This window comes from uncultured Algibacter sp. (genome assembly GCF_947495675.1).
Taxonomy (GTDB): Bacteria; Bacteroidota; Bacteroidia; order Flavobacteriales; family Flavobacteriaceae; genus Algibacter_B.
This window is the reverse complement of record NZ_CANLZX010000023.1, coordinates 38,046-57,146: the sequence shown is the minus strand read 5'-3', so window position 1 is coordinate 57,146 and position 19,101 is coordinate 38,046. Positions and strand designations below refer to the sequence as shown.

The 19,101-nt window shown below is 30.6% G+C and carries 17 protein-coding genes and 1 tRNA gene; 15 read left to right on the top strand and 3 right to left on the bottom strand.

All coding sequences use genetic code 11. From position 1 onward, the window contains the following. On the top strand, positions 1-1,285 hold a 1,285-nt coding region (locus tag Q0842_RS14570; protein ID WP_298499721.1), incomplete at its 5' end, for a hypothetical protein. A gap of 189 nt (positions 1,286-1,474) precedes the next feature. Here Q0842_RS14570 and Q0842_RS14565 read toward each other — a convergent pair. Beyond that, a tRNA-Arg gene (locus Q0842_RS14565) sits at positions 1,475-1,548 on the bottom strand. A 177-nt stretch (positions 1,549-1,725) separates the two neighbouring features. Here Q0842_RS14565 and Q0842_RS14560 point away from each other — a divergent pair. Next, positions 1,726-2,742, top strand: coding sequence for a DUF3365 domain-containing protein (locus tag Q0842_RS14560; RefSeq protein ID WP_298499718.1), 1,017 nt, complete (start codon positions 1,726-1,728; stop codon positions 2,740-2,742). A 198-nt stretch (positions 2,743-2,940) separates the two neighbouring features. Further along, positions 2,941-3,090, top strand: a complete 150-nt coding sequence (locus Q0842_RS14555) for a hypothetical protein (protein WP_298499715.1) — start codon at positions 2,941-2,943, stop codon at positions 3,088-3,090. 68 nt (positions 3,091-3,158) lie between these two features. Here the strand turns inward: Q0842_RS14555 and Q0842_RS14550 are convergent, their stop codons facing one another. Then, positions 3,159-5,261: a TonB-dependent receptor gene (locus tag Q0842_RS14550; protein WP_298499713.1), complete on the bottom strand. Its 2,103-nt coding sequence runs from the start codon at positions 5,259-5,261 to the stop codon at positions 3,159-3,161. Between the two features lie 64 nt (positions 5,262-5,325). Next, positions 5,326-5,703: a hypothetical protein gene (locus Q0842_RS14545; protein WP_298499710.1), complete on the bottom strand. Its 378-nt coding sequence runs from the start codon at positions 5,701-5,703 to the stop codon at positions 5,326-5,328. A 195-nt stretch (positions 5,704-5,898) separates the two neighbouring features. Here Q0842_RS14545 and Q0842_RS14540 point away from each other — a divergent pair, with 195 nt between their 5' ends. The 12 genes from Q0842_RS14540 (at position 5,899) to Q0842_RS14485 (ending at position 19,088) form a co-directional block, all read left to right on the top strand. Further along, the gene (locus Q0842_RS14540; RefSeq protein WP_298499707.1) at positions 5,899-6,624 is read left to right on the top strand and encodes a peroxiredoxin; all 726 of its coding nucleotides are present in this window, start codon (positions 5,899-5,901) and stop codon (positions 6,622-6,624) included. Between the two features lie 117 nt (positions 6,625-6,741). Next, a complete protein-coding gene (locus Q0842_RS14535; RefSeq protein ID WP_298499705.1) occupies positions 6,742-7,185 on the top strand; it encodes an OsmC family protein in 444 nt (147 codons plus the stop codon). Between the two features lie 99 nt (positions 7,186-7,284). After that, the gene (locus Q0842_RS14530; RefSeq protein WP_298499702.1) at positions 7,285-8,616 is read left to right on the top strand and encodes a cytochrome ubiquinol oxidase subunit I; all 1,332 of its coding nucleotides are present in this window, start codon (positions 7,285-7,287) and stop codon (positions 8,614-8,616) included. A gap of 2 nt (positions 8,617-8,618) precedes the next feature. After that, on the top strand, positions 8,619-9,695 hold the full coding sequence (cydB, locus tag Q0842_RS14525) for a cytochrome d ubiquinol oxidase subunit II (protein ID WP_298499699.1): 1,077 nt from the start codon (positions 8,619-8,621) through the stop codon (positions 9,693-9,695). Positions 9,696-9,709: 14 nt separating this feature from the next. After that, positions 9,710-10,018 carry a hypothetical protein gene (locus Q0842_RS14520; protein WP_298499696.1) on the top strand — a complete coding sequence of 103 codons (309 nt, stop codon included), beginning with the start codon at positions 9,710-9,712 and terminating at the stop codon, positions 10,016-10,018. A gap of 158 nt (positions 10,019-10,176) precedes the next feature. Continuing rightward, positions 10,177-11,634, top strand: coding sequence for an FAD/NAD(P)-binding oxidoreductase (locus Q0842_RS14515; protein ID WP_298499693.1), 1,458 nt, complete (start codon positions 10,177-10,179; stop codon positions 11,632-11,634). A gap of 13 nt (positions 11,635-11,647) precedes the next feature. After that, complete coding sequence (locus tag Q0842_RS14510) at positions 11,648-11,785, top strand: hypothetical protein (RefSeq protein WP_298499690.1); 138 nt, start codon at positions 11,648-11,650, stop codon at positions 11,783-11,785. Between the two features lie 135 nt (positions 11,786-11,920). Further along, positions 11,921-12,565, top strand: coding sequence for a DUF2202 domain-containing protein (locus Q0842_RS14505; RefSeq protein ID WP_298499687.1), 645 nt, complete (start codon positions 11,921-11,923; stop codon positions 12,563-12,565). A 337-nt stretch (positions 12,566-12,902) separates the two neighbouring features. Then, complete coding sequence (locus tag Q0842_RS14500) at positions 12,903-13,361, top strand: DUF4405 domain-containing protein (RefSeq protein WP_298499683.1); 459 nt, start codon at positions 12,903-12,905, stop codon at positions 13,359-13,361. A gap of 24 nt (positions 13,362-13,385) precedes the next feature. Further along, a complete protein-coding gene (locus Q0842_RS14495) occupies positions 13,386-14,699 on the top strand; it encodes a TolC family protein (RefSeq protein ID WP_298499681.1) in 1,314 nt (437 codons plus the stop codon). An 8-nt stretch (positions 14,700-14,707) separates the two neighbouring features. Next, positions 14,708-15,784, top strand: coding sequence for an efflux RND transporter periplasmic adaptor subunit (locus Q0842_RS14490; RefSeq protein ID WP_298499678.1), 1,077 nt, complete (start codon positions 14,708-14,710; stop codon positions 15,782-15,784). A 109-nt stretch (positions 15,785-15,893) separates the two neighbouring features. Beyond that, complete coding sequence (locus tag Q0842_RS14485; protein WP_298499673.1) at positions 15,894-19,088, top strand: efflux RND transporter permease subunit; 3,195 nt, start codon at positions 15,894-15,896, stop codon at positions 19,086-19,088. The last annotated feature ends 13 nt before the right edge of the window (positions 19,089-19,101 follow it).

Genomic DNA, 19,101 nt, shown 5'->3' with positions numbered 1-19,101 from the left:
CTCTATTGCTAAAGCTAAAGAAGAAACTAGAAAACAAGCTAAAATTAAAAAACGTAACGATTCTATTGCTAAAGCAGAAGAGGTTCTTAAAATGCAACGTATTGCACAAAGAAAAAAAGATTCTCTTGATAGCATTATTAAAGAACAAAATAGAATTTTAGACCAAAAACGCAAAACTGACTCTATTGCTAAAGCTAAAGAAGAAACTAGAAAGCAAGCTAAAATTAAAAAACGTAACGATTCTATTGCTAAAGCAGAAGAGGCTCTTAAAATGCAACGTATTGCACAAAGGAAAAAAGATTCTCTTGATAAATTAATTAAAGAACAAAATAGAGTTTTAGCCGAAAAACGTAGAGCTGATTCTATTTTGCAAGAAAAAGAGAAACAAAAAAAGGCGCTTGAATTATTAAAAAAACGAAACGACTCTATCACCAAGATAAAAAAGAAAGAAAAAGAGTTAGCTGAAAAAAAATATAATGATTCTATTAAAAAAGTTCAAAAGGACAATCAAATAGCATTAGAAAAAATAAGAAAACATAACGATTCAGTTGCTAAATTAAAAGCTCAAAAAGAGGCATTAGCAGAAATAAAAAAGCAAAATAAATTAAATGACGCCAAAAAAGAAGAGCAAAAAATACTAATCGAAAAAAGGCGCTATGACTCCATACTAAAAGTAAGGGAGCAAGAAGCAAAACATTTAATAGCGTTAAGAAGGCAAAACGATTCTATAGCTAAAATTATAGAACAAGAAAGAAAAGAGCTAGAAACTTTAAGAAAAAATAATACTCAAGCTCAAAATAACAATAATTCACCAATTAATAAAGAGGATATAAAGAAACAAGCAATGCTTGAAAGATTGAAATTTAGAGATTCTTGTCATTATCAAATAAATGAGTATGATAGGTTTTATAACATCACAACAATTAGAACTGAGCCTTATAGCATTGGAAATAATTTAACTGTAGAATTATATAAACAAGGGAGAAAAGAAAATGTGTTTTTTAATTATGAAGGAGATTTAGGTTGTGCATCTTACTTGCCTAACCAAAGGTCAAGTGTTAAAATTACTTTAGAGAACAATAAAACTATTGCGTTTTATCATTCCTGGGATATTGAATGTGGAGAAACATTTCTTTTTAAAGCCAGTTTATCAAGTACTCAAATAGATATTTTAAAAAGTTCTCCAATTAAATCCATAGTACTTCGAGGAACCGAAGGTTATAAAGAAATAAACTTTATAGACTATAAAGAGTTTTTTATTGATAAATTAAAGTGCTTAGAGTAAAATAAACTTAAATAAAAAAAGCTTTCAAGAAATTGAAAGCTTTTTTTATTTAAATACTTTAAACTCTTGAATCTGTAATATTTTTAGTTAAAGAACACAGATTATAAACACTTAAGTAGTTTTATAAAAAAAGCGAGTTTCAATTTTGAAACTCGCTTAGAAACTCACTTTTTATTTGTGAATTATTCGTGACCATGGCAGGATTCAAACCTGCAACCTCTTGAGCCGTAATCAAGTGCGCTATTCAGTTGCGCCACATGGCCTTTTTTCGTGGGTGCAAATATACATTTTTTATTAAAACTGTACCAAATCTTATTTCATTTTAATCAAAATAAATTTTTCTTTTAATCTAATTTTAAAAATTACCTGAGTAACCATTGTTACAATACATTACATATTAATAAAGTATTTTTATATTTCACATCAAATCTAAATCACAAATGATAAAATTTGTAACACTTGTTCTACTTTCAATCTTTGTATTAAGTTGTAATAATTCCAAAAACAAAGAATATTCTGCTTTTGAAAAACAGTTAAAAGCTAACAAACATCCAGGTAAAAAATTAATGGAAACCAACTGCTATGTTTGTCATAGTCCTTCTGCAAGCCATGAGGATAGAATTGCACCACCAATGATAGCTATTAAAAAACATTATATTTCTGAAAATACAACAAAAGAAGAATTTATTACAGCTATGCAAACTTGGATAAAAAACCCAAATGAAGAAGATGCAAAAATGTTTGGTGCTGTAAGACGTTTTGGAGTTATGCCTAAAACACATTATCCTGAAAAAACAATTAAAGAGATTGCAGACTATATGTATGATTTTGATATTGAAGAACCAGAGTGGTTTGAAGCTCATTATAATGAAGAAAAAGGGAAACATAATGGGCAAGGAATGAAAAAAGGAAATGGAAAAGGGTTTGGAAATGGTTATGGAAAACAACAATCTAGACTCCAATTTCAAAATTTACCTTACGGCGAACGTGGCTTAAAATATGCTATAACTACAAAATCTGTACTAGGTAAAAATCTAATGGGGTCCATTCAAAAAAAAGGCATCCTAGAGGCATTATCATTTTGTAATGAAAGAGCATATCCTTTAACTGATAGTATGTCTGTTTTACATGATGCCATTATTAAGCGAGTATCTGATAAACCAAGAAATGAACAAAACCAAGCTAATACTGAAGAGTTAAAATATATTGAAACATTTAAAAAAGTTATTTCAAACAAAGAAGAACCAAACCCTATAGTAAAAGAATTAGATAATAAAGTACATGTTTATTATCCTATAACCACAAATGACATGTGCTTGAAATGCCACGGAACACCAAATAAAACAATCGAAAATAAAACCTTTAAAAAATTAAAAGCTTTGTATCCAAAAGACAAAGCTATTGGTTATAATGTAAATGAAGTTAGAGGTATTTGGAGTATTACTTTTGATAAATAATCAAATCAGGTATGAGCAAATTATTAAATTTAATATTCCAAATCCTTAATTAAATAAATACTTCTATTTTATTAAAATTAAAGATATTAGACAAGTTTAGGCAAATTAACATCAATTTAATTCCATACTGACAAATATCATATTTAATACATACTAAGATTAATATTTTTACCCATATAAAAACGAAAACCATTATTTATGATAACTCAAAACATTGCATTATATAATTGGAGCAACGGCGTAATAATGATTGCCATTTTTGGATTAGTATGCTTAACTTTAGTAGGTATATTAGTAAAATTCATGGCAAGTGGAGACAGAAACAAAGATAAACCTAAAGAAGAATAATTAATAGTTATTTTATAAAAAGGAGCGCATGTATTATGCGCTCCTTTTTTGTTATTAATAGTTTTATATTAAAATTTATATTGCAAAAAAGCTGAAAAATTTCTTCCAGGTTCTGTAATTGGTGTTCTTCCAAAATCTGATTGATTTGTAAAAGAGAAGTTTAAATGATTGTTGTAAGCTTTATCAAAAACATTAATAGCTGCAACACCTAAAGTAATATTCTTAACTGGTTTTATGCCAAATCTAACATCAAGAGTTTGATATCCATCTGTTTCAGTTTCGCCAAAACTTCTAGAAATATTGTCTTGTTTTGATACTATATTGTACTGTAAGTTCGCCCATAACTTTTCTTTTTGAAAACCTAAACTCAATTTTGTATTAAATGGAGGTGTTAAAGGTAATGACTCTTGTAAATCTTTATTTTTAGCATAAACATAAGAAAACTCAGTTTTAAAATAATAATCTTTTAAGAAATCTATTTGTACCATCGTTTCAAAACCAGTTTTATAAGCTTCATCTAAATTCTGAAATACTTTCACATTTCTAGGGTTAGCCATTGGCATGAACTTTCTTGAAATACCCGGATCTATAACACCAACTATATAGTTTTCAAAGAATGAATAATAAAAAGATGTTTCATATTTAAAACGATCAAAGCCATTTTTTAAAGCTAGATTTCCTTTAAAACCAATTTCAAATTGATTATTAACTTCGGCTTTTAAATTTGGGTTTCCTAAATACTCATATGGGTCTTGGCCTACTGTAAAATGATTAATAAAACGTTCAATCATATTAGCAGATCTTACACCACGACCATAAGCAGCTTCTAAAGTAAAATTTTCTGTAACTCTTTTTTTAATTGAAACAGTACCACTAACATAATGTTCTGTGCGTTTTTCTAAATTGTACATTTCAGCAAAATCTGCTTCTGGGTCTTGTATGTCTGATGTTATATTATCATAACGTATACCTGCTGTAATAACCGTTTTTGGATTTACATTATATTTTGCCTCTGTAAACACACCTAAATCTGTTATATATGAATCTTGCCAAACCTTGTCGTTAAACTCCATAGGCATAGGTAATGTATTACCATTCATAATTTTTACTAATCTAGTTCTTCCTCCATCTCTAGAGATATGCATAGCATCTATACCTGAAAAAATATTTAGTTTTTCTAGTGGCTTCCAGTTTAATTCTAATTTACCGCCTATTGTTACGGCATCAACTGAAGAGGCTGCTTCCATCATCATAAACGAAGGTCTGTTATAATTAGTCATTAAATGATCTACATAACTATAATAAGCTTTAGCCGTTAACGTTTTTGCTACATTACCAATATTATCCAATTTATAATCTAATGATATAATACTACTATTATCATACGCTGTATCCATTGGCAATGCAGCATGTAATACGTCGCGCCCAAAAGACTGTCTCCAATGTACTTGAAAACGTTGATCATCAGAAAAATTATAACCTAATTTAATACCATAATCGGTACTTCTAAAGGATGAAGGGATAGTAATTCCGTTCCCATCTTCATAATTTCCAAAATCTCTGTAACCTGCATTAGCTACAATATCATATTTTTTTTGAATGTATTGTATTTCTGCTAAGTTTACTAAAGAGTTCCCGTTACTTTCATAACCAGCAGATACTTTTCCATGTATTCCATAATCAAGATAATCTGGTTTTTGACTTACTAAGTTTATTATGCCGCCAAAAGTAGCCCCATACCTAACTGTATATGGCCCTTTAATTATTTCAATTCTTGAAATCTCTTCAGGAATAATATGTGTAGTTATTGGGTCCATTCTATTTGGACAAGCATGCATAGCTTTTACACCTCCATCATATTGAATATTTAATTGCTCGTATTGCGAGGCTCTAAATGAAGGATCAATAGCATAATTCCCTCTTTTAATAACCGAAAAACCATTAATGTTATTAAATAAATCGGCTACATTTTTAGGTTGTACAATTTGTTCTTCATATTTATTTGAAACTACAGTTAAAACAGGATCTGTTTTTAAATTTCCTGTAACAATTACCTCGTTTAGTTTAGTGATTTTTTGATCTGTGGTGTCTTTTTTTATGGCATTTTTTTCTTGACCATAAGACACAGTTGTAATTAGCATGCATAAAAGCATACCATATAATGTTTTCATTTTATAGTAATATTATATTAACTTGAATAATTAGTGTAGTAATGACTACAAATTAAAGAAGTATTTACACCCGTGGGGGTTGAAAACAATCATACGAATTAGTGAATGAATATAAATTTTGATAACCAGTTGGGTTTTGCTTTTCTATGTATTCTTTTTTTAGAAATACAATAGGTTCTATAGTATTTGTGAATAATAGGAGCTCTTTAAAATCAATAATATTATCTGGAGTATCTTGTTTTTTATTTTGCGATTTCGCTACTTTCATTAATTGGCATTTACCGTTACATTCTAACTCTGGCTTATCTGTATTCTCGCAGAGGTTTTCAATAAAACCAATAGGATCTAATTCAAAATACACATATGTCATTGAGACTCTTAAACTATTGAAAACAACCAATATTAAGAGAAGTAGCGCAACGATATAATTACTTTTATTCATTACCACAAAAATAAAAAAATATCCATAAAACAGTAATGACTTTTATCATATAAGTTTTATTATTTATAATAGATTTTTTTTATGGTTAGAGTTAACAAATTTCATGTTAAAAAAGCTTTTTGTGGTAACTTTGGTTACATAGTTAAATGCTATTACATATTACATTTGTTATAAATTATACTAATACCATATATTATGAATACAAATGAAATAATAAAAGAAGAGCAATCATTTTCAATGCCAAGAATTGGAGATAAAGCACCCGAATTTAAAGCAGTAACTACACAGGGAGACATTAATTTCCCCTCAGATTACAAAGGCGAATGGTCTATATTGTTTAGCCATCCAGCAGATTTTACTCCCGTTTGTACATCTGAGTTTATGACATTTGCTCATTTAGAAGAAAAGTTTAAAAAAGCAAACTGTAACTTAATAGGATTGTCTATTGATGGTTTATATAGTCATATTGCTTGGTTAAGAACAATTAAGGATAAAATAAAATTTAACGGCATGGAAAATATTGAGGTTAAATTTCCTTTAATTGAAGATATTTCTATGGATGTTGCCAAAAAATACGGAATGATTCAACCAGGAGAAAGCAAAACACAAGCTGTTAGAGCTGTATTTTTTGTTGACCCCGAAAGTACTGTGCGTGCTATAATTTATTATCCATTAAGCTTAGGGCGTAATTTTGATGAGTTGTATAGAGCTTTAATTGCTATGCAAACATCAGACAAATTTAATGTGGCAACTCCTGCAGACTGGAATCCTGGTGACGATGTTATTGTTTCTCCTGCTGGATCTTGTGGTGTGGCAGAAGAAAGAATGACCTCAACAGAAGATTTAGACTGTAAGGATTGGTTTTTCTGCACTAAAAAACTTGATAAAGATTTAGTTTTAAACGAAATACTAAAAAAATAATTCCTCAAATAAATTACACAAAAGAGACTGTTTACTATGTAACAGTCTCTTTTGTAATATTAGTTACAATTAACTTTAAATAAAGAGTATAAATTTGAAATCTAAATTTATACCAACATGGTAAAAGAACATTTATATCAGGTAAAAGTAAATTGGAAAGAAAATAGAGTTGGAAAACTTTCTTCTCAAGTGTTAGATGAAAAATTAACAATAGCTACTCCTCCAGAATTCCCAAATGGCCAGCCAAATATTTGGTCTCCAGAACATTATTTTATTGCAGCTATTAATGGTTGCTTAATGACAACTTTTTTAGCAGTTGCAGAAAACTTCAAACTGAATTTTATTGATTTTGAATCTGATGCTGAAGGAAAATTAGAAATGATAGATCGTAAATTTAAAATTACTGAAGTGGTTTTAAAACCAGTTATTACTATTACTTATAAAGCAGATACCGAATTAGCTATGAAGGTTATTGAGAAATCTGAAAAAGCTTGTTTAATATCTAATTCCGTTAATTCAAAAATTAAAATGGATATAACTATTTTGGTGCAAAAAGATTAAAAATTTAAACAAAAAACAGATAAGTTTAAGTATCAAATTACTTACTTTTATTTGCAATTATTTTAAACAAATATTTTATAGATTTTAAATAAGTTTTCTATGGAAGACATGCTCTTTTATGATAGAATGCAATTTGCTTTTACTATCACTTTTCACTATTTATTTCCACAATTAACAATGGGATTATCTTTAATGATAGTCTATTTTAAATGGAAATTTCTAAGATCAAAAATTGAAAAATATAACGATGCAGCAAAATTCTGGATGAAGATTTTTGCTCTAAACTTTGCCATGGGTGTAGTTACAGGAATTCCAATGGAATTTCAATTTGGTACAAATTGGGCTAAGTTTTCAGAACTTACTGGCGGTATTATTGGACAAACATTAGCCATGGAAGGCATGTTTTCTTTCTTTTTAGAGTCCTCATTTTTAGGGCTCTTTTTATTTGGCGAAAAACTACTTGGCCATAAACTACATTTTATTACTGGTTTTCTTGTCTTTTTAGGCTCTTGGGCAAGTGGTTATTTAATAATAGCAACCCATTCTTGGATGCAGTATCCTGTTGGATACGAAATTTTAGAAAATGGAAAATTTGTGCTAACTAATTTTGGCGCTTTATTTTCTAATCCTTGGTTGTTACCATCTTATTTACATAATCAAGCAGCTTCTTTAGTAACATCATCATTTGTGGTTGCCGCTATTGGGGCCTTTTATTTATTAAATAACAAACATCATGATTTTGGTAAACTTTTTGTAAAAACAGGCGTTGTTTTTGGTTTAATATCTAGCTTATTAGTAGCATTTCCTACTGGAGATTTAGCTGCTAAAAACGTTGTAAAATACCAACCTGTAACTTTTGCTGCTATGGAAGGTATTTTTGAAACCGAAGAAGGAGGTTCAGAAATAGTACTAATTGGACAACCAAATGTTTTAGAAAAAAAACTAGATAATAAAATAGCTGTACCTAATATTTTAAGCTTCTTAACCTATCAAAAATGGGATGCCCAAATAAAAGGACTAAATGAATTTGACGAAAAAGACTATCCTACAAATATACCAGGTTTATATTACGCCTATCATATCATGGTTGGTTTAGGAACTATCTTTATTGGTTTAATGTTGTTAGCAAGCATACAGTTATTTAGAAAAAAACTATACAAAACCAAATGGATTTTATGGTCGTTAATGTTTATGTTACCGTTTCCATATATTGCAAATACCACAGGTTGGTACACAGCAGAATTAGGCAGACAACCATGGCTAGTTTACAACTTATTACATACAGCAAAGGGAGCTTCGCCAACAGTTTCTTCAGGCAACACATTGTTTACTCTACTTGGGTTTATAGGTTTATATTTACTACTTGGCCTATTATTTTTAATGCTTGCAGGAAAAATTATTAATAAAGGGCCACAACTAAATCAACACTAATTATGGAATTATTTTGGTATATCGTTTTAATGACAATGTTAGCTGTTTATGTAATTTTAGATGGTTACGATTTTGGCGCAGGAATCATTCATTTATTTTTCGCTAAAAAAGAAAAAGACAAAAAAGCAATTACAAATGCCATTGGTCCTTTTTGGGATGCTAACGAGGTTTGGTTAATTGCTTCTGGAGGTGTGTTATTTTTTGCATTCCCAACATTATATGCGTCTTCGTTTAGTGGTTTTTATTTACCATTAATGATGATTTTGTGGTTGCTAATTTTTAGAGCTATTGGCTTGGAATTAAGAGGACAAGTACACAATAAGATATGGGAATCTATTTGGGATAAAGCCTTTGGGATTTCTAGTTTATTATTAGCTCTATTTTTTGGTGTAGCATTAGGTAATGTTGTTAGAGGTGTAAATTTAGGAGGTGTTGTTAATGGCGTTTCTACTCACGAAGCGCATTATTTCTTTTTACCGCTTTGGAATCCAACTTTTAGCCCTCAAGCAGAACAATTAGGGATTATAGATTGGTTTACATTATTATTAGGTATTATTGGTGTAGTAGCATTAACAATACATGGCGCTAATTGGATTATTTTTAAAACCAATTCTGATTTAAACGAAAAATTAAAAAAAGTAGTATTCAATCTAAATATAGTATTACTATTATTAGTTATTGTATCTCTTTTAGTTTGGCATATTATTGAACCTAAACCTTTTCATAATTTTTTAGACAAACCACTATTATGGATATTTCCAATTATTACATTTACAGGACTATTTGGATTATTTAAAGTAAGAGCATTCAAAAAACATGGTTTAGGCTTTTTGTTTTCGTCTTTATTTTTATTTGGAGGTTTAACATCTACAGTAGCTTCTATTTTCCCTAAAGTATTGCCTTCAACCAATTCTATAAATCCAGATTTAACTTTATATAATGTGGCAGCTCATGAGTACGGCCTATCTGTTGGTGTATATTGGTTTGCCATTGCTATCGTTTTAGTAGGTATTTATATGGTAATTCAATATAAAGTATTTAAAGGTAAAATGGACAATGTAGGTTATGGTGAGCACTAATTTACACGACCATCATGACAGGTACTTTAATTTCTTTAATTAGTGTTTTTATAGGCATAATTGCTGCAAACGTATTTGGCTATTTCAAAAAAAACTACTCTTTTGGTTTTACTGGAAATACTTTAATTGGTGTTTTTGGGAGTATTTTTTTAATCAAATCTTTTGGACGATTAGGTTTCGATCCTTGGTCGATTATGGAAAATGAAATATTTGATATTACCAGATTTATAATTAATTGTTTAGTGTCGCTTTTAGGAGGTGTACTTGCATTAATTATAATAAGAAAGACTTATAATGTAATGAATAAAAAAGCAGCAAAATAGCTGCTTTTTTTATGTAACAATAGTTACCATGCATTTACAATAAAAACACAATCTTTATTGCATTAAATAATTACTTTATTCAAATGATTATCTAATTGATATATATCATTTTACAACCTTAATTATTTAATTAATTTTAAAATATCAAATCATACAAAATGTCTAAAATTGTTATTTTAGGAGCAGGTATTTCTGGTCACGTTGCAGCATCGCATCTGCGAAGAAAATTAGCAAAAAAACATCAAGTTGTTGTGGTGTCTCCAAATAGTAATTATCAGTGGATTCCATCAAATATATGGGTTGGCATTGGTAAAATGAAATCAGAAAAAATTCGCTTTCCATTAGCACCTTTATATAAAAAAAAAGGCATTGAATTCAAACAAGCAAAAGCCATCTCCTTTTTTCCAGAAGGTGATAAAACTGAACAAAAACCATATGTTTTAGCTGAATATGTAACTGAAGAAAACAAAGGAAAACAAGAAAAGGTAACTTATGATTACTTAATTAATGCTACTGGCCCCAAACTAAACTTTGAAGCAACAGAGGGATTAACCCCGGGCAAAAATAAAACCTATTCTGTTTGTACATATACTCATGCAGATTATGCCTGGGAAGGCTTAAATACATTAATCCAAGAAATGAAGCAAGGTAAAAAAGCAAAAATATTAATTGGTACAGGCCATGCTAAATCCACTTGTCAGGGAGCTGCTTTTGAGTATATTTTAAACGTTGAGCAAGAATTGCACAAACACCATGTACGGGATATGGCTGAAATTACTTGGATTGCTAACGAACATCAATTAGGTGATTTTGGAATGGACGGCATGTTATTAAGTTATGGTAGTATGACCATGAAATCTAATGAAATGGTTGAAATGATTTTTGAAGACCGTGACATAAAATGGATAATTGGTGCTGGAGTCAATAAAATTGAAGACGGCCTAGCTTATTACGAAACTCTAGGAGGAGAATACAAAACAGAAACCTACGATTTTGCCATGCTCATTCCAGCATTTGCTGGCCATGGTTTTAAAGCTTTTGATAAAAACGAAAACGACATTACAGAAAAACTATTTAAAGGGTTTATGATAGTTGATGCTGATTATACTCCAAAACCCTACGAAGAATGGTCTGTTAAAGATTGGCCTGAAACTTATCAAAACCCAAATTATAAAAATATTTTTGCTCCAGGAATTGCCTTTGCGCCTCCTCATGCCATTTCAAAACCTAGAAAGAGTAAAAACGGAACCGATATTTCACCTTCTCCTCCACGTACAGGCATGCCCTCTGGTATAACTGCTAAGTTGGTTGCAGATAATATAATTGATTCTATAAAAAATGGAAAAGATTCGTTACATCATAAAGGTAGTTTAGGAAATATGGGGGCTGCATGTATTGCTTCTGCTGGCTATGGTATGATGACTGGTAGCGGAGTAAGCATCACAACCTATCCTATTGTTCCAGATTACGAAAAATACCCTAAAACACAAGGAAGAAAACTAGGTAAAACTTTTGGCGAAATAGGTTTAGCAGGTCATTGGCTAAAATTAGCTTTACATCATGCTTTTATTTACAAAGCTAAAATGAGACCATTTTGGTGGCTAATTCCTGAATAAAAAACATCATATCATGACACAAAGAATTTCAAAATATCAAAGATTTAAAATGATGAACCCCATCATTCAGTTTTTCAAATTCATTTATTTAAGTATAAAAATAATGATTATTGTAGCTGGTGGTCATGGTGGTACTAGAAAAGTTGACTGATGTGGTTATCAGTTTTTTTGGTTTGTTTGTTAAAGGCACTTTTAAGTAATTATAAGTGCCTTTATTATGTAACATAAGTTACTGATATTATTCTATTTATTACATAATTTTAGATAACTCAAAATCTTTTAAAAGATGAAAAAGAAACTAGTATATAAGGTAATTTCTATTTTTATTATATTTTTCTCAATTACACTTTTATCTGCATGTAGTGATAATGATAATAATGATGATGACTATAACATTAATGATGCCCCATTAACCCAAACAATAACAGAGATTGACGAAGCTGCTTTACTATTCATGCTAGAAGAAGAAAAACTAGCTAGAGATACTTATATTTATTTAAATAATTTGTGGTCTATAAATCAATTTGCAAACATTCAGAAAAGTGAACAATCACATATGAATGCTGTTGAAAATTTATTAATTAAATACAATATCACATATTCCATTTTACCCTCTGGAGAATTTAAAAACCCAGATTTACAAAATTTATACAATAAATTTATTGTTGATGGAAAAATAAATCAAGCCAATGCATTACAAATTGGTGCTACAATTGAGGATTTAGATATTGTAGATTTAGAAACACATATCGATGCTTCTAACGATGCAGAAATAATATCTGTTTTTGAAAGCTTACAATGTGGGTCTAGAAATCATTTAAGAAGTTTCGTATCAAATATTGAAAAAGGAGGTGATACTTATACACCACAGTTTTTAACTAAAGATGCTTATAATACTATTATATCATCAAGTAACGAAAAATGTAATTAATTTATAAAAACAGTATTCTTACTATGGGTGACTACTAAATATTAGGTAATTGTAAAGTCATTCTTGAATAAGGGTGCCTTTTTTAATGTAACGTTTGTCACATCATAAAAATAGAAAATTCTAGTATTTTTATCTTCTAAAAAATTCAAGTTACTTGGTTTCATTATTAATCTAAGGGATTAAATTTTATTTTTAAAATTAATATCAAATAAAAGCACTCAATTACTAGAGTGCTTTTTTTATACAAAACACTTAACTTTTATATTAATCTGTCTGATGGATATCATTGTAACAATTAGGCTTCTCTAATACATTTGGTTGTAAATTATAAGTCACAATGATTAGATCTATAAAAGGAATTCGAAAACCCATCTTAAATTTTACTTTAAACACTATAATGACATTATGTATGTCTGTTATTATAGGAACTGGATTTTTAATAAAATACACGTTAATATCTGGGCAAGAACGTTGGGATGTTTACGGACATAAAGTAGAGCTCTATTTATTAGGTTTAGATAGACACCAATGGGGCATGATTCATCTTATTTTAGGGTTTGTTCTTATAGGTTTATTAATAGCGCACATTGTTTTTCATTGGAAGGTTATAGTAAATGTTTATAAAAAAATAATTAAAGAGCCTATTACAAAAAAAATAGTGGCATTGATTTTTATAATCCTTTGTCTTCTAATGATTTTAATTCCATTTTTTGTACAACCAGAAGTTGAAACTATTAAAAAAGGTAACGGACGGCGAGTAACATTAGTTACAAACTTACACCAACAATACAAGTAATTTCGCAACAGAAATAAACAAATAATGAAAAAAAATAAACGTATCCTAATATTTAGTTTTTTACTAAGCTTTGTATCAATACTTCAGGCCCAAGAACTCAAACCAATTTCAAAATCTGAAGTTTTGAGTAGAGTTTCTGAAAACAATCAAAGCCTAAAGATTTCAGAACAGGAATTTAAACAAGCTAGAGCAGATTTCAGACAAACTAATGCTGTGTTTTTACCAAATATAACAGCAAGCCATACTGCTATGGCAACTACAAATCCGCTTATGGCTTTTGGCTCTAAATTAAATCAAGAAATTTTAACGCAAAACGATTTTAATCCAGTTTTGTTAAACGATCCTTCCCAAATTGAAAACTTTGCAACAAAACTTGAAATCCAGCAACCATTAATAAATCTAGATGGTATGTTTCAAAGAAAAGCAGCAAAATCTAAAATGGAAGCCATGTCTTTAAAAACGGAGCGAACTCAAGACTATTTAGTGTTTGAAGTTGATAAAGCCTATATGCAATTACAACTATCCTATAAAGCTGTTTATGTATTAGACAAGGCTTTGGAAGCTGCCATTGCTAACAAAAAATTAGCCGACAATAGTTTTAAACAAGGCTATTTACAACGTGCCGATTTGTTGAATGTAGAAGTACGCGTTACAGAAGTACAAAACCAATTACAAATGGCAAAAAGTAACGTGCAAAACGCTTCAAATTATTTATCTTTTTTAATGAATGATGACAGTTTTGTGGTTTACACACCAACCGATGAATTAACAGTAACAACAATCTCTTTGGAAGATAAAAAGGTATCTGAAAACCGTTCGGATATTAAAGCAATGCAATTAGCATCAAACGCTTATGAAGCTATGAATAAAGCAGATAAAATGGCGTTTTTACCAAGACTGAATGCCTTTGGCAGCTATGAGTTATACGACGATCAAATTTTTAAAACTGATGCCAATGGCTATTTATTTGGAGCTCAATTAAGTTGGGATCTTTTTCAAGGCTCAAAACGTTTTGGAAAGGCACAAAAAAGTAAAGCAGAATTCGAAAAATCTAAACTTGAATACAAACAATATGTATCGCAAAGTCGCTTAGAATTAAACAAAGCTAAACGTGCATTTTTAGATGCTGAAAACAAATTAAAACTTACCTCTTTGGCTTTGCAACAATCTGAAGAATCTTTAAGAATACGAACAAATAGATTTAAAGAAGGACTTGAAAAAACTTCCGATTTACTTATTGCCGAAACTCAATATGCACAAAAGGAATTAGAATATTATCAAACCATTTTTGAATACAATTATACACAAGCATATTTACAATTTTTAACTAAAGAATAATTTTTAAGATGAAAAATATATATACAATACTAACTGTAACAGTTGCTTTATTATTGGCTAGTTGTGGTGGTGATAGCAAAAAGTCAATTGAAGATAATGTACCAGCAATTACTGTAAAAGTAAACCAAGTTGAAGCTAATGGTAATAATCCATTTTTATCTGTTAGCGGAAAAATACAAGCTACTAATAGTGCCGACTTAAGTACCAGAATGATGGGATATGTTAATAACGTACATGTAAATGTTGGAGACAAAGTACGTAAAGGACAATTATTAGTTTCTATTAACAATACAGATTTACAAGCAAAAAAAGCACAAATAAATGCTGGAATCACAGAGGCTACAGCTGCTTTTAATAGTGCAAAAAAAGATTACAATCGTTTTAAAAATTTATTTGCAGATAATAGTGCATCACAAAAAGAAATGGACGATATGACTGCCAACTTTGAAATGGCTAAAGCACGTTTGGAAGCTGCTAAACAAATGAAAAACGAAATTAATGCTCAATTTACTTACAGTAATATTACTGCTCCTTTTAACGGTACTATTACCAGTAAAAATGTAAAAATTGGTGATATGGCAAATCCAGGAATGCCTTTAATAAGTATAGAAACACCAGGACATTTTGAGGTAATAGCTATGGTACCCGAAACTGAAATTTCTACTATTAAAAAAGGAACTACAGTTAATGTATTGGTAAAATCAATCAATAAAACCCTTAAAGGGAAAGTTACAGAAGTAAGTACATCTGCAAAAAATACTGGTGGACAATATTTAGCTAAAATAAATTTAAATAAAACAGACACCAACATTTTATCTGGCATGTTTGCTACAGTTCAATTTCCAATAGAAAGAAAAGCAACAACATCCATGATTTTAATTCCTACTGATGCTATTGTAACTAATGGGCAATTATCTGGAATATATACCGTAAGCCAAAGTAATACAGCACTATTACGTTGGATACGTTTAGGCAAAGTTTTTGAAAATCAAGTTGAAGTATTGTCTGGGCTAAATGCAGATGAGGCCTACATAGTTTCAGCTGAAGGAAAATTATTTAATGGTGCTAAAATTTCAATTCAATAACTAAAAAGTCGCGTTAAGGATAGTAATGGAAATCCTTTTTTTGCTGCCATATATGGCAAAAAAAGATTGTAATGAATAGCCTGTTAAAACGCCCAAAAATTAAAAAATAATGAAAGAAGGAATCGCAGGTAAAATTGCCAAAATCTTTATGCAATCTAAGCTAACAGTTTTGTTAATGATTGTATTTATGGTAGTTGGTGTATACAGTTCGTTTTTAATTCCGCGTGAAGAAGAGCCACAAATTGATGTGCCTATGGCAGATATTTTTGTGGGTTATCCTGGTGCTAGCCCAACCGAGGTAGAGTCGCGAGTTATTAAACCTTTAGAGCAACTCATTTCAAATATTAAAGGTGTGGAGTATGTGTATTCTACATCTATGAAAGAGCAAGGCATGGTGATTGTTCAGTTTTATGTTGGCGAAGACATTGAACGTAGTTTCGTAAAATTATACAACGAAATTAACAAACACATGGACCAAATGCCTGCTGGTGTTACGTTTCCGTTAGTAAAAACACGTGCTATTGATGATGTACCCATGCTAGGCTTAACGTTGTGGAGTAAAAACTACGACGATTACCAATTAAGTCAAATGGCACAAGAGTTAGAGAGTGAAATTAAAAAAATAAATGATGTAGCTATGACACACAAAATTGGTGGTAGAAATCGCCAATTGCGTGTCGTTTTAGATAAAGACAAATTGGCTGCCAGCGGATTGGATTTCTTAATGGTTTCTGAAATGATTAAAGCAAATAACAGCCAATTGAATTCTGGAAGCTTTGATAAGAATGATACCGAATTTTTGGTAAATACAGGGAGCTTTTTAACATCGTTAACAGATGTTGAAAACTTAGTGGTTGGTGTGCAACAAAATCAACCCATATATTTAAAACAAGTTGCTACTATTATTGATGGCCCAGAGGTTCCTCAAAACTATGTGAGCTTAGGTTTTGGTAAAGGAAGCGAAAAGGCTACAGATTACAAATCGGAATATCCAGCAGTAACGATATCTGTTGCTAAACGAAAAGGTGCCGATGCTATGAAAATTTCAGAAGTAATTATTGAAAAAGTAGACCATTTACGAACCACTTTAATTCCTGATGATGTACATGTGGAGATTACTAGAAACTACGGCGAAACGGCGTCTCATAAAGTATCAGAATTACTACTACACCTTATAGGCTCTATAATTGCCGTAACTATTGTTGTTATGCTGGCTATGGGCTGGCGTGGTGGATTGGTAGTGTTTTTATCGGTTCCAATTACGTTTGCATTAACGCTTTTAAGTTATTACATGCTAGATTATACATTAAACAGAATAACACTTTTTGCTTTAGTGTTTGTAACAGGAATTGTAGTAGACGACTCCATAATTATTGCCGAAAACATGCATAGGCATTTTAAAATGAAACGATTGCCTTTTAAACAAGCTGCATTATATGCCATAAATGAAGTTGGAAACCCAACCATTTTAGCCACTTTTACAGTTATTGCTTCGGTGTTACCAATGGCTTTTGTATCTGGATTAATGGGCCCATATATGGCACCAATGCCTATTGGAGCATCTATTGCCATGATTCTTTCGTTATTTGTAGCCTTAACAATTACACCATATTTAGGCTATATTTTCTTAAAAGAAAAAGATAAAAAAGGAGCAGAAGAAACACCAGAAAAAGCAGTTGAAGACACCCTTATTTATAGAGTTTACAATAAGTTTGAGCGCCCTTTATTAGAAAGCAAAGGGAAACGTTGGTTGTTTTTAGGTGGAACATTTTTGTTACTAATGGGAACCATGGTCCTGTTTTTCACAAAATCGGTTGCTGTAAAAATGTTGCCTTTTGATAATAAAAACGAGTTTCAGGTTGTAATAGACATGCCTGAAGGCACAACACTTGAGAGAACAGGCGTTGTAGCCCAAGAAATAGCTCAGTATTTATCAACTAGACCAGAAGTGGTTAATTACCAAAACTACATAGGTACATCTGCACCAATAACATTTAACGGTTTGGTACGTCATTACGATTTACGTGGTGGAAGTAATATGGCAGATATTCAAGTAAATTTATTGGACAAAGAAGAACGCTCTGCACAAAGTCATGATATTGCTAAATTATTACGACCAGATATTCAAAAAATTGCCGCTAAGTACAATGCTAATGTAAAGTTAGTTGAAGTACCACCAGGACCACCTGTATTATCTACAATTGTAGCCGAAGTTTATGGGCCAGATTATGATAAGCAAATAGAGATTGCTAATAACATTCAAAATATCCTTAAAAACACAGATGATGTTGTTGATATTGATTGGATGGTAGAAGCAGACCAAACGGAATATAAATTTGAAATTAACAAAGAAAAGTCCATGTTATATGGAGTAGCACCAAAGCAAATTGCCTACACAATGAATATGGCATTGTCTAACAGAGCAATTACTAATTTATATAATGAAGATGCCGTTAATCAAATTGGTTTAGTATTAGCTTTAGATGAAAAGGAAAAATCTACAATTTCTGATATTTCTCAATTAAAAGTTAAATCGAAACATGGCAATATGGTGCCAATTGCAGACTTAGTAAACATTACAGAAACAACGGCTGCAAAAAGCATTTATCGTAAAAACCAAAAACGTGTAGTTTATGTAATGGCAGATATGGCTGGAGAATTAGAAAGCCCTGCATATGCAATTTTAGGTATGGAAGAGAAACTAAAAGAAATTCCTTTACCAACAGGCTATCAAATTAACGAAATGTATTTAGGCCAACCAGATTTTGAAGATGATTATACGGTTAAATGGGATGGAGAATGGCAAATTACTTTAGAGGTTTTTAGAGATTTAGGTATCGCCTTTTTAGGAGCAATCATTTTAATATATATTTTAATTGTTGGGTGGTTTCAAAACTTTAAAGCACCAATCGTAATGATGGTTGCAATCCCTTTATCGTTAATAGGAATTATTCTAGGGCATTGGATTATGGGCGCTTTTTTTACGGCAACATCATTTATTGGTATGATTGCTCTAGCTGGAATTATGGTTAGAAACTCCGTTTTACTTATTGACTTTATAAACTTAAGAACTGCCGAAGGTGTGCCGCTTAAACAAGCAGCTATTGAAGCCGGAGCAGTAAGAACAACACCCATTTTACTAACAGCAGGAACCGTTGTTATTGGTGCATTCGTAATACTTTTTGATCCAATATTTCAAGGTTTAGCTATCTCTTTAATGGGTGGTACAATTGTATCAACTGTGCTTACCCTATTAGTGGTACCATTAGTTTATTATATGATAGAAAAAAAGAATTATAAATAAAATTCTTAATTAA

Bases quoted from the DNA above. Each gene is read 5' to 3' on its own strand.
- Q0842_RS14490 (WP_298499678.1), top strand. From the start codon at position 14,708: ATGAAAAATATATATACAATACTAACTGTAACAGTTGCTTTATTATTG.
- Q0842_RS14510 (WP_298499690.1), top strand. From the start codon at position 11,648: ATGACACAAAGAATTTCAAAATATCAAAGATTTAAAATGATGAACCCC.
- Q0842_RS14500 (WP_298499683.1), top strand. From the start codon at position 12,903: ATGATTAGATCTATAAAAGGAATTCGAAAACCCATCTTAAATTTTACT.
- Q0842_RS14545 (WP_298499710.1), bottom strand. From the start codon at position 5,703: ATGAATAAAAGTAATTATATCGTTGCGCTACTTCTCTTAATATTGGTT.
- Q0842_RS14550 (WP_298499713.1), bottom strand. From the start codon at position 5,261: ATGAAAACATTATATGGTATGCTTTTATGCATGCTAATTACAACTGTG.
- Q0842_RS14560 (WP_298499718.1), top strand. From the start codon at position 1,726: ATGATAAAATTTGTAACACTTGTTCTACTTTCAATCTTTGTATTAAGT.
- Q0842_RS14540 (WP_298499707.1), top strand. From the start codon at position 5,899: ATGAATACAAATGAAATAATAAAAGAAGAGCAATCATTTTCAATGCCA.
- Q0842_RS14530 (WP_298499702.1), top strand. From the start codon at position 7,285: ATGGAAGACATGCTCTTTTATGATAGAATGCAATTTGCTTTTACTATC.
- Q0842_RS14535 (WP_298499705.1), top strand. From the start codon at position 6,742: ATGGTAAAAGAACATTTATATCAGGTAAAAGTAAATTGGAAAGAAAAT.
- Q0842_RS14520 (WP_298499696.1), top strand. From the start codon at position 9,710: ATGACAGGTACTTTAATTTCTTTAATTAGTGTTTTTATAGGCATAATT.
- Q0842_RS14485 (WP_298499673.1), top strand. From the start codon at position 15,894: ATGAAAGAAGGAATCGCAGGTAAAATTGCCAAAATCTTTATGCAATCT.
- Q0842_RS14495 (WP_298499681.1), top strand. From the start codon at position 13,386: ATGAAAAAAAATAAACGTATCCTAATATTTAGTTTTTTACTAAGCTTT.
- cydB (WP_298499699.1), top strand. From the start codon at position 8,619: ATGGAATTATTTTGGTATATCGTTTTAATGACAATGTTAGCTGTTTAT.
- Q0842_RS14515 (WP_298499693.1), top strand. From the start codon at position 10,177: ATGTCTAAAATTGTTATTTTAGGAGCAGGTATTTCTGGTCACGTTGCA.
- Q0842_RS14505 (WP_298499687.1), top strand. From the start codon at position 11,921: ATGAAAAAGAAACTAGTATATAAGGTAATTTCTATTTTTATTATATTT.
- Q0842_RS14555 (WP_298499715.1), top strand. From the start codon at position 2,941: ATGATAACTCAAAACATTGCATTATATAATTGGAGCAACGGCGTAATA.